14 protein-coding genes are annotated in these 18,094 nt (G+C 60.0%); 6 read left to right on the plus strand and 8 right to left on the minus strand.

Translation table 11 applies throughout. The annotated features are described in order from the left end of the window. Positions 1–441 precede the first annotated feature (441 nt). The 7 genes from HV765_RS03985 to HV765_RS04015 all read right to left on the minus strand — a co-directional run bounded on the left by HV765_RS03985 (position 442) and on the right by HV765_RS04015 (position 8,969). On the minus strand, positions 442–885 hold the full coding sequence (locus HV765_RS03985) for a DUF2946 family protein (RefSeq protein WP_175168876.1): 444 nt from the start codon (positions 883–885) through the stop codon (positions 442–444). Between the two features lie 26 nt (positions 886–911). After that, on the minus strand, positions 912–1,406 hold the full coding sequence (locus tag HV765_RS03990) for a copper chaperone PCu(A)C (RefSeq protein WP_175168877.1): 495 nt from the start codon (positions 1,404–1,406) through the stop codon (positions 912–914). A 214-nt stretch (positions 1,407–1,620) separates the two neighbouring features. Continuing rightward, complete coding sequence (locus tag HV765_RS03995) at positions 1,621–3,729, minus strand: TonB-dependent receptor family protein (RefSeq protein ID WP_217483335.1); 2,109 nt, start codon at positions 3,727–3,729, stop codon at positions 1,621–1,623. Between the two features lie 384 nt (positions 3,730–4,113). After that, the gene (locus HV765_RS04000) at positions 4,114–4,467 is read right to left on the minus strand and encodes a DUF2946 family protein (protein WP_338077792.1); all 354 of its coding nucleotides are present in this window, start codon (positions 4,465–4,467) and stop codon (positions 4,114–4,116) included. A gap of 160 nt (positions 4,468–4,627) precedes the next feature. Next, positions 4,628–5,464: a DJ-1/PfpI family protein gene (locus tag HV765_RS04005; protein ID WP_175168879.1), complete on the minus strand. Its 837-nt coding sequence runs from the start codon at positions 5,462–5,464 to the stop codon at positions 4,628–4,630. A gap of 10 nt (positions 5,465–5,474) precedes the next feature. Further along, positions 5,475–7,589: a TonB-dependent siderophore receptor gene (locus tag HV765_RS04010; RefSeq protein WP_175168880.1), complete on the minus strand. Its 2,115-nt coding sequence runs from the start codon at positions 7,587–7,589 to the stop codon at positions 5,475–5,477. Between the two features lie 657 nt (positions 7,590–8,246). Continuing rightward, a complete protein-coding gene (locus HV765_RS04015; RefSeq protein WP_254600439.1) occupies positions 8,247–8,969 on the minus strand; it encodes a DJ-1/PfpI family protein in 723 nt (240 codons plus the stop codon). A 135-nt stretch (positions 8,970–9,104) separates the two neighbouring features. Between HV765_RS04015 and HV765_RS04020 the strand changes: the two genes are divergently transcribed. The 5 genes from HV765_RS04020 to HV765_RS04040 all read left to right on the plus strand — a co-directional run bounded on the left by HV765_RS04020 (position 9,105) and on the right by HV765_RS04040 (position 17,049). Then, on the plus strand, positions 9,105–10,106 hold the full coding sequence (locus tag HV765_RS04020) for a tripartite tricarboxylate transporter substrate-binding protein (protein WP_175168881.1): 1,002 nt from the start codon (positions 9,105–9,107) through the stop codon (positions 10,104–10,106). Beyond that, complete coding sequence (locus HV765_RS04025; protein WP_175168882.1) at positions 10,093–11,100, plus strand: GlxA family transcriptional regulator; 1,008 nt, start codon at positions 10,093–10,095, stop codon at positions 11,098–11,100. The genes HV765_RS04020 and HV765_RS04025 overlap by 14 nt, the downstream gene beginning before the upstream one ends. 1,119 nt (positions 11,101–12,219) lie before the next feature. After that, positions 12,220–14,286 carry an ATP-dependent nuclease gene (locus HV765_RS31700; protein ID WP_217483336.1) on the plus strand — a complete coding sequence of 689 codons (2,067 nt, stop codon included), beginning with the start codon at positions 12,220–12,222 and terminating at the stop codon, positions 14,284–14,286. Further along, positions 14,283–16,016, plus strand: coding sequence for an ATP-dependent helicase (locus tag HV765_RS04035; protein WP_175168883.1), 1,734 nt, complete (start codon positions 14,283–14,285; stop codon positions 16,014–16,016). Before HV765_RS31700 ends, HV765_RS04035 begins: the two co-directional genes overlap by 4 nt. A 145-nt stretch (positions 16,017–16,161) precedes the next feature. Then, complete coding sequence (locus HV765_RS04040; RefSeq protein ID WP_175168884.1) at positions 16,162–17,049, plus strand: hypothetical protein; 888 nt, start codon at positions 16,162–16,164, stop codon at positions 17,047–17,049. Between the two features lie 42 nt (positions 17,050–17,091). Here the strand turns inward: HV765_RS04040 and HV765_RS04045 are convergent, their stop codons facing one another. Beyond that, positions 17,092–17,337 (minus strand): helix-turn-helix domain-containing protein, encoded by a 246-nt coding sequence (locus HV765_RS04045; protein ID WP_175168885.1) that lies wholly within the window; start codon positions 17,335–17,337, stop codon positions 17,092–17,094. Positions 17,338–17,521: 184 nt separating this feature from the next. Between HV765_RS04045 and HV765_RS04050 the strand changes: the two genes are divergently transcribed. After that, the gene (locus HV765_RS04050; protein ID WP_175168886.1) at positions 17,522–17,872 is read left to right on the plus strand and encodes a hypothetical protein; all 351 of its coding nucleotides are present in this window, start codon (positions 17,522–17,524) and stop codon (positions 17,870–17,872) included. Positions 17,873–18,094 lie beyond the last annotated feature (222 nt).

Genomic DNA, 18,094 nt, shown 5'->3' on the forward strand with positions numbered 1-18,094 from the left:
CCGCGCGATCCGTTCGGATGGCGCGCACATTCGGGTTGGCTACGCTTGGCGGCTCAGATGCTGTCTGTGCGTCCGCACTCGCACTCGTGTGCGGCATGTACGGCGGACGGCGCCATCTGCGGCAAGGGACTCGAGGCGTGCAAATACGATGCAGCCCATACCGCCCACAGGAGCGCGCCGGCCGTAGCCAGCATCAGGCCACGCTTGGCGCCGCGCGGAGAATAGAAGTGCTTCATAGAGTTCCCCCCGCATGCAACGCGACGAGCCAAAGCGCCAAGGCAATCAAAGCGCCGAAGTTCAGGTGCGTAAGCACCTTCATAAGGGTATTGAGACCGGCCATGCGAATTCCTGAATTGAGTCGTTCAACTGCCGAATGCCAGACGCAGTCGCCAACAAGGTGGCGTCGCGGCGGACAACATGCGATCTATGAGCGAAGCGGGTTCAGGCGTAGGCAGGCGGTGCGCGGGGAGGGGGCCGCCAGCGAGGGGCGGTGGTCGGCGTCGGCCCTCTGTCAGCTGTTGGAGCCATTGCGAGGCCGGCCCGAATGCCATCAAAACGATGGATTTGGGGGACTAGGCTGGGCAACTGATGTTGCGTCAGGCAGAAGGCGCAATGCACCGCGTCGATGGCATCGGCGGGTGCGGGCGTCGGTTGGTCGGTTTCCTGCCCGCCGCCATCAACGGCAATACGTCGAAGCCCCGAGGAAGTACAGACTTCAATGTAGGAAAGTGACGTTCCCGCGCTTGCGCGGACAATGACCTGCGCCCATGACGGCGCCAGCGATCCGAACAAAACCGCCGCAAGGGTGAACCACAGCAACGCAAAGGCGCGCGCCGTGGAAAACCCTTGGCAATAGATTCTGTGCCCGGAATTGGTGGCCATCATGGTGACAGGCAAGCCCTGGAACAGGCTTAGTGCTGGTGCTTCATGCCGCCGTGACCTCCGGCGGGGGCCGCTGGCGTGTTCAATGCCCGCACTTCAGCCTGAACCGTGACATCACTTTGCTTCTTTGCCGCATCTTCGAACATCAAGGTGACGGGCACTTTGTCGCCTGCATTGAGCTGGTGCGTCAGCCCCATCAACATGATGTGATAGCCGCCAGGCTTCAACTCAACCGGGGTGCCTGCGGGGAGGTCGAGCGCCGGAATCTGGCGCATCTTCATGACGTCATTCTGCATCGCCATCTCGTGGACTTCGACCACCTTGGCGGCGGGTGACTTGGCGCCAACCAGCTTGGCATTCGCAGGCGAGGTCAGGCGCATGAATGCGCCGGTTGCCTGCTGTGCGGGAACCGTTGCGCGAACCCACGCATCGTCAATAGCTACGGCAGGCTCCGCGTTTGCCATACCAGTGCAGAGGGCGAGCGTTGCCAACAGCATGCAGTTTTTCTTGCTCACAGGTTTCATTTTTCTATCTCGGTTTGCGTTGTGGGAATATTGGGAGCCGGCTCCGTTGAAGGCTGCGTTGTGACGCTGTCACTTAACATTGCGACCAACAGCTGCCTGGGCAAGTTGGCAAGCACCGCGCCCAGCATCAGCGGCGAACGCCAGTCGGACCGAGGGATGTCGTCGGCGGGACCGGTGATTGTCTCGGAGTCGTTCACGGTTGCGTCGGGTCCACTTAATAGTGCATCTGGACGCCAGCGTAGACGCCGCGGCCTGTGCCAGGTTCGAACAGCGCAGAGTCGGCGGTGGCGCGATCGGTGGTGCTTGCGCTGGCGATGTATTTGCGATTGGTCAGATTACGGCCCTCCAGATAGAAGCTGTAGCGGCTGTTTTCCCAGCCCAGACGTGCGCCCAGCAAGGCGTAGGACGCCGTCTTCAGCGTGTTGGCGTTGTCTACGAAGTACGCCTGCGGCACCCACTCGACATTCGGGCCGATATAGAAGCCAGAGGGATGCTTGTAGAGCACTTCCGCACGGAGATAATGGCGCGGCACCCCAGGAATATGGTTGTTGCCCCAGTCCTTGTCGCTATCAAACCTGAAGTCGCTGAAGGTGTAGGCGGCATTCAGGATCAGGCTGTCAGTCTGCGCACCGCTTGCCAGCAAGCCGCGCAGGAACGTCCAATTCAGGCCAGCCTCCAGGCCTTGGTGAATCGTCTTGTCCAGGTTGGTGGTTTGGCCGCAGATGTCCCACATCGTGCTGACGCACTGGAACTCATCCTTGACCCACGCGCGATACAGCGAGACATCCCAGCCGATGTCGCGCTGTTGTCCACGGGTACCGATTTCCAGCGTGGTGGCGCGTTGGGGTTTTAGCCGCGCCAGATCATTGGCGGTTGAGAAGTTCATGTCGCCAAAGGTCGGCGCTTCAGCGCTGCGCGATACGTTGGCGTACACCTGGGATTGGGGGTCCACTTGCCACAACACCCCCAGCTTGGGATTGAAGAAGTCATAGCTTTTCTCGCCCGTGCGGATCGTGGGGCCGCCACCGTTGTACCGGTCGCGCCGGTCACGGTTGGCGTACAGATACTGGGCGCCGGCGATCAAGGAAATGCCGGGTACGATGTCGAATGCGTTTTCGCCATAGATTGCCAGGTTGTCCGAGCGGTCTCTCGTGGCGGACAATTTGTCGCCCTTGTGGCCGCCGGTGTTGACGTAGTTGTCCGCGTCCACGGTGCCGGCAGACCAGGTCACCCCTACGGTGAAGCGGTTGTCGTGTCCGGCAAGCTGGGAGGTGTTGGTGACGCGGGTGTAAGCGCCGTAGTCGTCGTAGACATTGTCCAGATACTGGTAGATCGGATGCTTCAGGTGGGTCTGCGAGTACCACGCGCCGAACTCGTACTGATTGTCGCCGCGCACGACAACGGTTCGGTTGGTCAGACGGGCGCCGTCCACATTGCGCTGCCAGTCGTTCTCGACGTTGGAGGCGGCCGCTTTGCGGGGGTCGTTCAGCGCCTGATCGCGCGTCACAGATCCCGGAATTTCTTGACGTACACGCATGGCGGACACGAAGAACCGCGTTTCGGCAGTGTCCGAAAGACGCCATCCCAAGTTGCCGCTGACGTGTTGAGCATCGCCACTGCTCTGTTCACGGTAGCCGTCCTGGCGTTGCCAGGAGCCGGTGATGTACCCGTCAAGGTGATCGTCAGCGAAGCCCGTGGCCGCCTGCGCCCGCCACCAGCCAAAGCTGCCCGTATCGACACGTCCCTGAAACGCACTTGAGTCACGGCCAGTTGGGGAAACAAAGTTGATGGCGCCGCCCAGGGTGCTCGATCCGAAGCGAAGCGCGTTGGCGCCCTTGTAGACCTCGGTGTACCGGTAGGCCGTGGGGTCGATCCACTGGAAATCGCTGCTGCCGTCGGCATTGGTCAGCGGTACGCCGTCTTGATAGAGATTGATCCCGCGCAAGTGGTAGTAGCGGGACAGGCCTGACCCGCGAATCGACAAGCGGGTGTCAGCGCCCCACTTGGGCTGCGCGAACACGCCGGGCGTGTAGTCCAGAATGTCTTTGATGGTGGAGGCCTGGGTGTCGCGCCATTCCTTATCGCCCACCACCTCGACACCACCCGGAATCTGTTGGATTTTCTCCTGCGCCTGGGCGGTATTGGGCACGGTAAGACTGGGGGAACGCTCGCCTTCGACTTGAATGCTGGGCAGCGTGGAGGACTGAGTCTGCGCGCCAGCGTAAATCGGCGCCAGCGCGGCAATCACAGCGGCGAGGCCTGTCTTGAGTCTTGTTCCATGTGCATTGAGGCAGGGTGGCGGGGCGGCAATAATGCGGTTCACGGCTTCTCCTGGGTGCAGCTTGTTATCCGCCAATCGGGACGTAGGCGGTTGTTGTTATGTTGAAACGGTACGAACGGGGGTGGCGACGATGCGCGGCGTGGAACGGCTTGCGGATTCGGCGACATCACCGAATACGGATAGACAAGCGTTCAGCGGTGCGAAATGCCAGCGGCGCGCAGACACTCGCGACACGCCTGCCCGGATGGGCAAAGCGATCGCAAGGTTTGCGGAAGTCGAAAGAGGAGGGCGCGTGCCAGCTAGGCAACGTCCCGGATCAGCGCAGCGTGATCCGAGCGGGGACGGGCAATGCGTGGCAGGAAAGACCTCGGTGTCGACATGCCTCAGGGCAAGCGCGTCGAATCAGACGCGTCACACGGGCAGCGATCAGCCGAGTAGGGAGGGCGGTGCTCTGGACCCCAGGGGCGGGCCCTGAGCAGGCAATGGCGGAAGCGCGCGCGAAACTTCAAAGAAGATCGCCCGCACGGATGGAACCGTCAGAGAGGCAGACAAGTCAGTCGCTGGCGGGGCCGATGCGACATGCGTGAGAAGGCCGTATGGGCAATCCAAGCCTGAATCGGCTTTTTCGCCTTGGTGCGACGTATTGGTTTGATCGTCTGTGAGCGATAGAAAAACCGTGGAGACGGTACCAGCTGCCGTACAGAACGTCAGCTCGACTCGCCCCTTTTCCAAGGCGTTGGCGTCGGGCATATAGCCGGCCGGTACAAAGCCGCGGAGCATGAGCGCCAGCAACAACACCCAAAGCACGCCACGGGCGTGCCTGAAAGTCAGCGCGAAGGTTGAGCCCGACGGGGCGTTTGCAGCCATGGCGGCATTCTAAAGCATGTCGCTTGCAATCTGAATAGGCACCACAGTTCCGTCGAGCGTCACCTTTCAACGATCAAGGCTTCGCTGGGGCACGCTTGGCCGCATTGGCAAGCGCCTCGGCCCGCTTGGAGAAATCCGACGCCATATCGAGCATCGCAGCTTTGACGGCGGGTGGCGCGGTCTTCATGGAGCCCGCATTGAAGGGCGGGTCCGGGTCGTATTCGCTCATCAATTGCGTGCATTCCGCGTAGGTTCGGTTCCGCAGTTCTGCGACCATGGCCAGCCCGAAGTCCAGGCCCGCCGTTACGCCCGCGCCGGTGATCCGGTTGCGGTCGCGCACGACCCGGGCGTCCGTCGGGATCGCCCCAAACCCGGCGAGCGCGTCGCGGCACGACCAGTGGGAGGTGGCCTTGTACCCGTCCAGCAAACCGGCAGCGCCCAGCACGAGGGACCCCGAGCACACGCTGGTGATGTACTTTGCCCGCGCGCCGCGGTCTGCCATAAACGCGAGCGTCTGCCGATCCGTGGCGGCCGCCAAGGTGCCGTCTGTGCCGCCCGGCGCGAACAGGACGGTCACGTCGCGCGGGCAGGTATCAAACGTCGCCGTTGGCACGATGGTCAGGCCAGCATCGCTGGTGACAGGTTCCAGGGTTTTGGACACGATGTGGAGGGTTGCGCCCATCAGGGCGCCGAACATGCAATGGGGGCCGACAAGGTCCATCACGGTCATGCCGGGATAAACCAGCATGGCGATCTGCTCGTCGCCCAGCCATGGCACGTCGTCCATGCCCCACGTCTGCTCCCCGTGCGTTGTGCCGGACGATGGGGCGGCCGCGCGGGCAGGCATTGCCGCGAGGAGCGGCGCGATCAGCGCGGAAAGGGTGAGGTTGCGGCGTTCAATGTCGATCATGGCGTTTCTCCTAGAATCGGGCGGTCAGCGACAGGTATGCGGATCGGGGTTGCACAGGCATCACGACGGGAGAGCTCAAGTACTGGTAGGTATCGAACACCTTGCGGTTCGTGAGGTTGAACGCGGACAGCGCCACCGTGTACGGGCCGAACTCATAAGCAGCCTGCGCGTCCAGAAGTGCATACCCCGGCACGGACACGGTATTGGGTAGCGTCAGCTCGCGCGCACTGACGGCTGTGACGCCCAGCCCAAACGACAATCCTTTCGCCACGCCATCCAACACCCGGTAGCGACCGGCAAGGCGGCCGCTGTGACGCGGCACCCGCGGCAACCGCGACCCGACGTCGATAGACGTATCGCGCGTCACTTCCGCCTGGGTGTAGGCATAATTGGCAAGCAAGGAGAAGGCCGGCGTCAGCTCCCAGACCAGGTCGGCTTCCAGTCCGCGGGCGCGTTGCTCGCCCGTCTGGATCGACATCCCGAAGTTGGCGGGGTCGGGATCAGCTGTCGTGACGTTGTGACGGGTCTGCTCGAAAAGGGCAACGGTGCCTGACAGGCCAAGATCGCGTAGGGCGAGCTTTAACCCTGCTTCGTAGTTGCGCGACGTTTCCGGCTTGGGGGGCTCCAGGCCCGTGAAGTTGAAGGCGCCGCGAAAGCCCGTCGCGTAGGCGGCATAGACCGACACGCTGTCCGTGAGGTCGTACGTCAGGCCCAGCCGGGTGGTGGCGCGGTGATAGGTTTCGCGCACGTTCTGCTCTTGCTGGCGCAGGTTGAGCTGGTTAAGCCTGAGCGAGCCTAGAAAATGGAATCGCCCATAGGTGGCCTGATCCTGCAGGAAGACGGCCGTGGTCTCGTAACGGTTGGTTTGGCTGAACGTGATATCCGGCACGGCCCCGTAGTCCAGACCGTACGCCGGATTGGCCAGGTCCAGCTCGCCAATGGGCTCGGCGTTGGACATCGCGGAGTAGAACCGGGTCAGGTCATAGCTGAACCCAGCCATGAGCGTGTGACGTCCGCCAAACGCTTGGTACGTATTCGAGACGTTCGTGTCGAACGTGGTTTCCCTGACCCGAGTGGGGATATACAGTTTGAAAATGGGGTAGACGGTGGGCGACGCGGGATCGGACGGCGAGAGTTCGGGATAGATAAAGCTGCCGTAGTCCCGGACGCGGCTGTCCACATACTGGCCGCTGACGTTCAACTTCGTGCCCCCAGCAAAGCGATGCGTGAACTCGAGCCCCGTTATCTGATTCTCGATGGTCGTTCGGGGTTGCCCGATGGTTGCGCCCGGATAGGCGTTCCTGTCCAGGACGCCCGCCAAGGCGGGTTCCGCCGGCAGGCCGGAATACTCGCGCAGACTGCGCTTGTCGTACTGGCCTCGCAACAGCAGCTCGCTCTGCGGAGAAATCTTGAACAGCAGGCTAGGCTGAACCGACCAACGACGGCCCTCGACGTGCTCGATCCAGCTACCGTTCTCCTGGTATTCGGCAGCGATGCGCGCGGCGACGCGATCACTTAGCGGAACGTTCAGGTCGGCATACGGGTTGGACGTCGAGTCACTGCCCACACGCATTCCAAGCGTGCCGCCAAACTCGAATTCCGGGCGCTTGGACACGACGTTGATCAACCCGCCCAGCGGCGCGCCCAGGCCACCGCCGTACAGCGTGGAGGTGGGCCCTTTGATCACTTCAATACGATCCACGCTTACCAGGCTGTTGGGATCGAAAGAGGCGGCCGTGCCACCGAATGCGGGCATGCCATTCAGGTAAATCTCCGCGGGAAAGCCGCGCACGATGGGTTGGGCAAACAGCAGTTCTTCCGGCTTGGTGGCCCGCACGCCGGACACATTGACCAGCACATCGCTCAGAGTCCGGGCTTGCTGTTCCTCGATCAAGGTGCTGGTAATGATCTGCACGGACTGTGGAATTTCCATCAGTGGCGTATCGGTCTTGGTCGCAGACAACGCGTTGGAAGCCGACAGACTGGCTGACCGAGCAGTGACTTGTACCGGACTAAGCGTCACGGTAGGCGCGGCTTCTTGTGACTGCGCGGGCAAACTGGCTGCCGCGAGCGTGGCCGTCAGCACGGAAGCGCTAAGCCGCATGGCGTAATGAGGGCAAGGCATGGTGGGAATTCTTTGAGACGGGGTGAGACGATTCGGCAGCCATGTCTCCGGCTGCTGGCCGCGCGCGAGGTCGTGGTTCACATGTGGCGGCAAGCAGGTTTGGGGACGCGATGGCACCCGCTACTGCGGGTGCAGTGCAGGGCTGTTCATGCGCGATCGGGGCGCCGACGAGAATCGGAAGGGGATTTGTCAGGCGAAGGGAGGCGCTCTGGCGCCTAGCGGGGGGCCGCGTGGATCCAGAGGACGCGGGACTGCTGATTCGTGGAATCGCAGTGTGGCGTAGGCTGTCGAAGCGCTTGGCTGTCCCGGCTGAAAATGCCCGATCAGTGCCGGCGCCGCATAGAGTGCGAACGAGCAGACGTCGGACGCGGCTTCGTGTGAGTCTGAGCGGCTGGTCTGCGCGGAAACAGACTTCAGCAGCAGCAGGGTGCCGTTGCCGCTACAGAACGTGATCGAGACCGTGCGCCCCGCATTGCTCGGCGCCGGCATATAGCCGGCGGGGATGACAATACGGAGCAGTAGGCATGCGGCGATGGCCCATAGCGCGATGGACGCCAAGCGAGAATGGCGCGACGCTATGTACGTCATCGTAGTTCAGTCATGCCGCAGAACCGGTTGGGACGCTGCCGCGCACTCTGCGGCGGCGGCTCGCGGTCGTCATGTCGCCACCATGCCCTGCGCGACTCGCAATGAGACCGCGCGCCTTTCACGGATCATGCTGTCCGCCGCGTGACGTACTTTCTCGACAAGGTCCGCGCTGGCTACCCGCGGGTGGCCGCTGTCAAAGGGTGGGGCGGGGTCGTACTCGAGCATCAGTTGCAGGGCTCTGGCAGCCTCTTCACCGCGGATTGCGGCGAGCACCGTGAAGGCGAAATCCAACCCCGACGTCACGCCCGCGCCGGTAATCCTGTCGCCATCCACGACCACCCGATCGGGCACCGCTTCGACGCCAAAAATCGGGAGCTGGTCTATCGAGAGCCAGTGACACGTCGCCTTTTTGCCCTGCAAAAGACCGGCTGCGGCAAGGAGCAGGGAACCGGTGCACACCGACGTGACGAGCTCCGCACCCGCCGCCTGTTGGCGCAGGAACTGGACCACCTCGGCATCTTCCATCAGCGCCGTCTGGCCAGGCCCGCCGGGGACGACGATGACGTCGTACTGAGGCGCATCGGCAAACCCCCGGTCCGGCACGATGGTCAGGCCGGTATCCCCCTTCAAGGGACTTCGATCCTTCCATACCAGTTCCGCATGACAGGAGGGCGCGCGCGCCAGGACCTCGAAGGGACCAAGAATGTCCAGCGACGTCATCATCGGGAAGACGAGCATGCCGATGCGGGTTTTGGGTTGGGTGTTCATGCGGCCAAGCATGTAGGCAAACATGATCCGTCACCGGACATAGTGCATGCATTTTCTGACATGCGACACAGATTTCAGCAGCCGATGTCCGGCAACGCACCGAGAATGTCCGATGCTGGGCGAGATTGCCGTCAAACTCAACGCATCAGAGTCGCAGTCATGCGGCCGTACACGCAAGGGGAAATGATGAACGGCAGAAGAAATTGCCTTCGATTGCTCGGCGCGCTGGCTTTGGCGGCGCCGGGTATGTCCAGATCGCAGCACAGCCAGCACGGCACGGTACGTCTGTTGGTTGGTTTTCCGCCGGGTGCGACGGGGGATCGAATAGCCAGATTGGTGGCGCCGGAGTTGGCCGCCAGCTTGAATTCCAACGTCATCGTCGAGAACCGTTCCGGCGCCGGCGGGCAGGTTGCTGTCAGCTTCGCCCAGACGGGGCCTCCGGATGGCAGCGTGCTATTGCAGACCATCGGGTCCTCGATGGTCATCTATCCACACACCTATCGACACCTGCCCTACGATCCGTTTCGGGACTTCGTGCCTGTAGGCACCGTCGCCACCGCGCCGATAGCGTTCGTGTGTGCGCCCAACGTGCCGGCGAAGTCGCTGAAGGAGGCGGTAGCGCTCATTCCCCGGGATCCGAAGTTGGGGTTTTACGGCTCTCCGGCCTCCGGTAGCGCGTTCCACTTTTCCGGTGTGCTGCTTCAACGGGCGCTGGGCTGCGAATTTAATCAAGTCGCATATCGAGGCTCCGCGCCGGCGCTGGCGGACGTGCTTTCAGGCCAGTTGCCGTTTGCCTTCCTGGCGCCCAGTGATATTCTCGAGCACCATCGGGCGGGCAAGCTGCGTATCCTGGCCATCACGGGCAAGAACCGGTTTTCTCAATTGCCGGACGTGCCCGCGTTCCCGGAAGCGGGTTTCGATAGCCTGGTCGCGCAGGAATGGTTTTCCTACTTCCTGACCAGCAAGGCCAGTCCGGAGACCATTGAACGCTACCGCAGTGCGGTCCTCAAAGTCGTGATGAATGAGAAAGTCCGTACATCGCTTCAGGCGGCCGGACTCGAGGTCGGCGATGGAGATCCCCAGTCGCTTGCCGATACCATGAAGAGGGAATATGCGCAGTGGCAGCAAGTTGCCAAGGAAAGCGGCTTTGTCGCGGATTGAACATGATGTGACGGAAAGGGCGTTCAAAGGCACGCGCGAGATCGGCATTGTCGTTTTCGATGACGTCCTCTTGCTTGACGCAACCGGCCCGGCCGATGTTTTCAGCCGGGCCAATTGTCACCTGCGCGACGTCCGTGAACCGGACCGCTACCGGATCACGGCCCTTTCCACATTCGGCGGGGAAATCACATGCTCGTCGAACCTTCGGCTGCAGACGGCCGCTTTGCCGCCGCCCGACATCTGCGCGTTCGACACGCTGATTGTCGCCGGCGGCCCGGGGGTCATGAATGCGATGCACGATGCCCAGCTCAGGAATTGGTTGCTGGCTGTGGAACCTCGCGTCCGCCGGCTGGGGTCGGTTTGCACGGGCGCCTTCGTCCTGGCTGAGACCGGCCTTCTGGCGGGCAAGACTGCGACCACGCATTGGGGCCAAGCCGACAAGCTGTCCGAGCTGTATCCCTCGGTACACGTTGACAACGATGCCATCATCACGCGCGAAGGAAAGACCTTTACCGCCGCGGGCGCCACGGCGGGAATCGACTTGGCATTGAGCCTGGTCGACGAGGATTTCGGCAGGGAACTGGCGCTGAATGTTGCCCGTGAATTGGTGGTTTATCGCGTGCGCGCTCCTGGGCAGGGGCAGCAAAGCATGGCGCTGGCTGCGTACGGCGGATCGTCAGACCGCTTGCGGCGCGCGACGGACTTCATCCTGGCTCGCCTGGAACATGGCGTCACGGTGGAGGAGGTCGCGGACCACGTCTGCCTGGGCACGCGGCAGCTTTCCCGGACGTTCAAAGACGTGTATGGAATTTCGCCCGCGCAGTACATCCGTGCCGCGCAGGTGGATCTGGCCAGAGAGCTTTTGTCGAGCACCAATCAGTCACTCGACAAGATCGCGCTTCGATGCGGGTTCTCGGGCCGGCAGCAGATGTCGCGGGCGTTTGAGCGCAGGGTGGGCCTTACGCCTATGTCCATTCGCGGTGCAGCCTATTGAGGCGCGAAAGTGGACACTTCAATGACTACGTAATAAATGGCTGAGCCGATAAATGGCTGAGCCGATCCGGAAACCATTTGCAACCCGCCTTGCGCGAGTACAGCCTATGCTGCTGGGGAGCGCTCAATCTCATCCGGTCAGTCGCTCCGGGTGGCGTAGTTTACCGAGTGCATTCCGCGTGTCAACTACGCGGATACCGAAGCTTAACCTGGCGCAGGCTATGCGCTCGGTGTGAATGAACCCGCGCAAGCACACAAAATTTTCCTGGAGGCGTGAACGCGCCTGGCTGGGCTGCGTCGAGCGCACAAGAGTTCACTCGTTGCAATTGAGGTGATTTAAAGAACTTACACCAAAGGTCGGTGCCTGTTCGATTGCAGGCAAGCGCGCTCTAAGCGCGTCAGGGGCAATTAACGCTTACGGTTGGACTGCGCCACAACACTGCCGGCGAGCGTCTTCGTCAAAGGGCTGGACCGACTGCCATCTAGCGCGCGTGACGCTTTTTGTTCCATGCCGGAACTCGTCTGCGCGGAACTGCCGGCCTGGCGCAGGGCGGAGCCTGCCAACGACCGTTGCAGGTTACTGGCACTGCTACTGCCCAGGGTCTTGCCCGCCGTGGATGCGACTCGCTGCGATGTTTGCTTCGGATTAACTGCCATTTCACATCTCCAAGAAAGGTGGAACGTCCAGCTGTCCCGAGTGGGATACTGTAATTATATCCAGTCTATTCTTGTTGGCTGCGAATTCCAGTTTTTGGTGTGGCAAAAGTGCGACGAGGCGCGGCGCATCGCGAAATTTGGCCCCAAGTGGTGAAAATAATATTTATGTGTTGCGGAACAGTACAGCTATGAACCGTCTATGTTGGATAAGTATTCCTTATTCAACACAGAGCACAACGGATTCAATTTTTTCGGCGCATCACTGGCAAAACTCGTCAAATGCTGGCTTAGCGCGGAAATCGGCGCCTGATCGGCGCTGGGGCAGGGTGCTTCGCTCTTATCAAAATAACGGCGCCCTGGTGGAAGTTGCCTTATGCGCACAGCTCGGTAACGACGCGATACACTTTGAGCCGAGATCTGTCCAAATGCTGAAGAGGCCAGGTAGGCGTGATGAGGGAGGGCCATGTATCTAAAGAGACTGACAGCGAAGAACTTTCGTTCGTTTGATCACGTTGAGATTCCGCTCTACGAAGATCTGACGGTCTTCGTGGGTGAGAACAACGGGGGCAAGAGCAACGCAATCGACGCGATCCGCTTGTTGACCCTGCCGTTAAGTGGCCGGCGGGAACTGTATTGCGAAGCTACTGACGTTCGGTTCGGCAGTGCGCTCCCTCACTTCGAGCTCGAGGCACATTTCGCTGACCTCAATCCCGGCCAGGGTGGACGACTCCTTAGCGCGGTTACCGATGACTCCATGACAGCATGCACATTCGGCTTGCAGTATGTCGCATCGAGCGGTCGCCAACCGGTTCGACCACGGCTTTGGTCCGGGCCCCACAAAGAGGCACCTGAGCCTGGCGCCCATGATGCAATTCGGCATGTTTACTTGCCCCCGCTACGTGATGCGAAACGAGCTCTCGCTTCCGGGAATCCGACCAGAATTCATGGGCTTCTTAACCATTTCCTAAGTGGCCAGAGGGCAGAAGAGGTAACTGCCGAGCTTCGCCGCACGAATTCCTCACCGATCCTGAACCGGGTGGGACGCGCCGTAGACGGCAATCTGGAGGCGCTCACAGCCGGAGTTCGAAGGCAGGGTAGCTCATTGGGATTTGCGAGTGACGAAAATCTAATCGACATCGCTCGAGATCTCCGATTCAAGCTGGCAGACCACGGGCTCGACCCGGAAGATCTCCGATATTCGGGGCACGGATACGCCAATCTCCTGTTCATGGCGACGATTGCAATTGAATTGGAACGGTCGAACGATGTCGACCTTACCGTTTTCTTGGTCGAAGAGCCGGAGGCTCATCTGCACCCACAGCTGCAGGCTGCGGTTCTCGGATTTCTGGAGGATCAAGCTGAGAAGTCTAAGTCCCGAGCCGTTGAGGCCGATGCGCCAGCGGGTCGCGTGCAGGTGATAGTCGCGACCCATTCGCCCAATCTGTCGGCATGGGTCGAAAGTAAGAAGATAGTCGTGTTCCGCTCTGCGCTGGCGCCTGACCATATAGGTGGTGCAGCACCCGCCCAAGAAACTGGGGGGGTTCTCTCTGACGCTAAGTCTGGTGTGCCCGCCGCATCGTTAGCGTTAGATATGCGCGAGGAGTCGATGGGGCATGGAGCCCTGTACTCCATGGTTCAGCCCTTGCGTTCGGCCCTTCCGGATGAGTTAAGAAGCGCCGCTAGCGCGCTGCCGGTGGCTACGGTATCCCTACACTCGCGTCAGCAATGGGAGGCCAGCTCTGCTGTTGCGCTGCACGATGCAATGGCCAGCGCTCCTAACATGACCGTGGACAGCGCCGCGGCATCATCGCCTTCGCGACGCCGTGCGACCCGTTGTGTTCCGCTTGGAGAACTCGCACTTGATTGCGTCTCGCGCAGAAAGATCGACCGGTACCTGGATGTCACCAAGTCGGCATTACTCTTCGGCGGGCGTGTGGCCTTAGTTGAGGGTATTGCCGAAGCGCTTCTACTCCCGGTAATTGCCAAGAACTTTGTGTTGAAGGGCCAAGTTGAAAAACTTCGGCTCTTCCGGTCTGCCATCTTTGTTCCAATTGATGGCGTGGATTTCATGCCTTACGTTCAACTACTGCTTGCCCATCACAAGGGCGTTCGAGTAGCCGATCGAGTGGTTGCGATCACGGATGGCGACGGATGGGGCCTTGCCGCTGGCCAGCGTAGCCCGGGAGAAATCAGGAAGGTTGAGTTGAGCAGGTTCGCTGCAAAGCAAGGCGCTGCTGACCTCTTGCATGTGTCTGTGAATGACTTCTCATTGGAGTCGGAACTCGCACTCGCGGGCAATGAGGCGCTTTTGCGGAATGCTTATCTGGACGCGCATCCGAGGTCGGAGGCAAATTGGACGGCAGCCTTAGCGAGTACCGGTCGTGAGGCCCAAGCGCGCGCGATTCAAGGCCTATTCGGGAACACTGCCAAAGGTGACTTTGCGCAGATATTGGCCGAGTCTCTTAGGAAGTCCGAGGATTTCCAGGTGCCTGCCTACCTGCAGGTTGCTATTGAGGCGCTGGTCCAATGAGGACGGCATTCAATCCGACAGAGGAGCAGGCGCGGTTCATTACCTTCGATGGCTCAGCCTTCGTCACAGCGTGCCCCGGCGCGGGCAAGACTCGCGTGTTGATCGAAAGAGCACGCTGTTTGAACGCGATGCCGGGTTGGAAGCGCGGCATCGCGTTTCTGTCGTTCACGGAGGTGGCAGTATCTGAGCTGGAGATGCGCTTGCGCAAGGAGGGGCTCATGCCATCCCCGACAATGCCACACTTCATTGGGACCTTCGACAGCTTTCTGTGGCGCATTCTAGTGGCCCCTTTTGGTATCCCTGGCTCTTCAGCCCGACCGCGACTGATCCCTGACCTGGAGTCTCGAGAAGTGGTGCCATTCCCCAGGGCGAGGCCAATTCCCTTGACATGCTTCGATCGGCTGACCGGAGATCCAATTCCCGAAGCGCTAGCCGAACTGAAAATTGACACTGTGTCGAAAGCGTACATTACCGCAGCAAAGCAAATGCGGTCGCGCTTCGCAGCGCGCGGTGAACTTGATCATCGGGATGCACGCGCGGTAGCGCTTGGACGACTCAAGGCACTGAAGGTTGACTCGCCCCTGGCCAAGGCCTTGGTTGCTCGGTTCGGCGAGATCATCGTCGACGAAGCTCAGGACTGCAATCCGGACGACCTGCGAATCATTCAGTGGTTTCGCGATGCCAGTATCCCTGTGAAGGTCATCTGCGACCCGAATCAGTCAATATATGGCTTTAGAGGCGGAGTCTCCAACGAACTGGAGACCTTCGCAAAGACTTTCCCGGAAGATCGCCGCCTCTGTCTAACGGGCAACTTTCGATCGAGTGCAAACATTGTCAGAGCAGTATCACGCCTGAAGAGGCCCGAAGCTGCTTGGCCTGTTGATGAAGCGCTTGGCATCCATCGTACCGAGCCTTCGCCGGTGTACTTGCTCGCCTATAAGGGGACGAGCGTCCCCTCAAGCATAGGAGATTACTTTAAGCAGTTGACCCTCGAAATCGACGTGGCGGCGCAACACTGTCCGGTGATCGCCTCGACGCGTTTAAGCGCATTTCGTGCTCTAGGACTACCGGTCGAAAGCACCTCGGGACATCTCGTATGCAGGTTGGCTGCCGCGGTAGGAGGGCTGCATTCGCTGTCTGAATTTAGCGAGCGAAAGTACGCGCTTGAAGAGTTGCACCGCGTAGTCCTCACGGTAGGAGGGAAGCTGAAACAAAAGACCTATCGCCAGTACCTGGATACTGTCGACGACAAGCATCAAACTTGGCGCTCCGAAATGCTCGTGCTTCCGAAGCAATTGCGCTACGTCCCAGAACAGCACCGAGACGCGGACGGCTGGTTGGAGCAAGCAAGAAACGCCCTCAGCGCCAAGCTGCCTTCCGGCGAAGATAAGTCAATAAAGCAGGTTTTGAAGCGCAATGACCTATTGGCACAAGCGCTGCTGCCACGCCCGACACATCGCCACTCTCCACGAACGATTCATAGCGTCAAGGGTGCAGAATTTCCGGCGGTATGCGTGGTCCTTTCAACGAAGATGGCCAAAGGCGCGATCGAATATCTGGAAACGGGTGCGAATTCCGAGATGGCGGAAGAGCTTCGAAAAATCTACGTCGGTGCATCACGCGCGCAGCGTTTGCTAGCGATCGCTGTGCCGCACACTCAAGTCAAGAAGCTTGCCTATCTGTTGACTTTTCCATCCAACGCAGATGGGGTGAAGGTAGTCCACCTTTGACGGAACTCCAGCTCTCCACGCAAGAAAATTTCGGAGCCATCTTCCTGGCCACTTCGATCGCGACACCAGGTCGAAAATGCCCGGCAGGTCGAAGCCAACGCGCTTCAAAGCCTCTTGATCAAAACTACATGTTGGAGATGCCCACATGAAATTCTCTGTGAAGATTGATCCCGACGTTGATGGCTATACCGGACGCGAGTGTCCTGTATGCGAGAAATACTTCAAAATCAAGTTCGGCACTGGCCTTCCGGGTGATCCTGACTGCCATTGCCCCTACTGCAACCACTCCGGTCCGCAGAACGAATTCTGGACCAAGCGGCAGATCGAGTTCGCGCAGTCGGACGCTATGAATCAGCTGTCCGGGCAGTTCCTGAAGGGGCTAAAAAAACTTGAGCGTCGGCCTGATCCGCGCGCCCTAGTTTCAATTGGAATCTCGGTCAAGGGCAGGCCGACACCGATCGTGTACTACAAGGAGGACGATCTGGAAGAGCGGGTGACCTGCAGTGCCTGCACAATGGAGTACACGATCTATGGAGCGTTCGGGTTCTGTCCCGATTGCGGGACCCACAATTCTCTGCAAATCGCCAATGCCAACTTTGACTTAGTGCTAAAGGTGCTCGACCTAGCTCAATCCGCCCCGGCGGATCTAGCTGCCACGCTGATTAACAACGCTCTGGAAGATGCTGTTTCCTGCTTCGACGGTTTCGGCCGCGAACATTGCGCTCCGAAGCCCTTCAAAATTTCGTTTCAAAGTATCGACGCCGCTAAGGATAGGCTGCTTCGCGAAACTGGCTTTGACCTGAGCGCCTCGCTCGACGCGGCAGCCTGGATTTTTGTCAGCACGCAATTCCAAAAGCGCCATTTGCTCGCGCACAAGCTCGGCATCATTGATGCCGAGTACATCGGCAAGACTGGCTCCCCCCCGTCTCTGCTAGGCCGAAAGGTAACGATCACGGACGCCGAGGTCCGCACCCTAATAGGGCACCTGCGGATCTTGGCCGGTGCGCTAGTGCAGAGTTTGCCAAGAGCGTGACTGGTAGGACATAGCGGCGCTGCGAGGGGGGCCTACCTGCCCCTATAGACCCGCAAAAACCATGAGATCGCTTGGCTTACAGTCCAACGCGGCGCAAATTCGAATCAGATTGAGGAGCGTAAGATTTCTTTCGCCACGCTCGATACGCCCCATGTGGCTGCGGTCAATTCCTGATCGGAACGAAAGACCTTCCTGCGAAAGCTCAAGATGTTTCCTGCGGGCACGGATGGCCGTCCCGATAGCTGCTAGGTGTTGATCGTCGTCCGTTTTTGCCGAAGTTCTTTGCATCCGTGGATCGTGTCGATTCACGGTAATTAGGGCCACGGCATTTACGACCCAATTGGACTATCATGTTCATTTTGGTCCTCCGATCTTCACCATGTTTGTTACTGACGATTCATGGACGCACCCACGTGGAGTACCGTCGACCCGCCAAGGAAGGCGGAATCGCTGGATTTTGATGTGCCCACACGTGGCGCTGTTCGTCCTTCGCCGCGTGAAATGGGGCGTATTGCGCGTGGATCTGCCTTCAGGAATTGTCAGAGGCGGTGCTCGCCTGTATGAAGTAACGCGAGAGCTCGGGGAAAAGCCCTCGGAAGTGCGCATGCTATGGGAAGGCAAGGTCACTGAAGTTGCTGAACTGTACATCCAACGGCCTGAGGGAAAGCCTCGACCGACTCGATATGGCTACTGTGATAGCCAGGGCGCGATGAAGCCGATACCGCCGGATGTCGAAACCTTTGCGCCCGATGATTACGTTGACGCAACGTGTTGCGGCGTATTTGTGTCAGCGACCAAAATCAAGCTCCGTTCTTGGTGGTGAACTGATGGACGAAGACCTTCAAAAGCTTGAAATGCTGTGCGCGCGCCATGCAAGCTTCAGACCTCATCCGCTGTCGATTACCTGCGGCCCCGGATGGTTCCCGCTGATTGATGCTGCGCTGCAAGAGTTAGATAGGCTCCAAAAGTTGGCGCCACATCTCAAGTTCACCTTTTTACAAGCAACAGAGAAGTTTGGCGCCCTTCGCCTTTACATCGGCGTCCC

The organism is Achromobacter kerstersii (assembly GCF_902859595.1).
Lineage (GTDB): Bacteria > Pseudomonadota > Gammaproteobacteria > Burkholderiales > Burkholderiaceae_B > Achromobacter > Achromobacter kerstersii.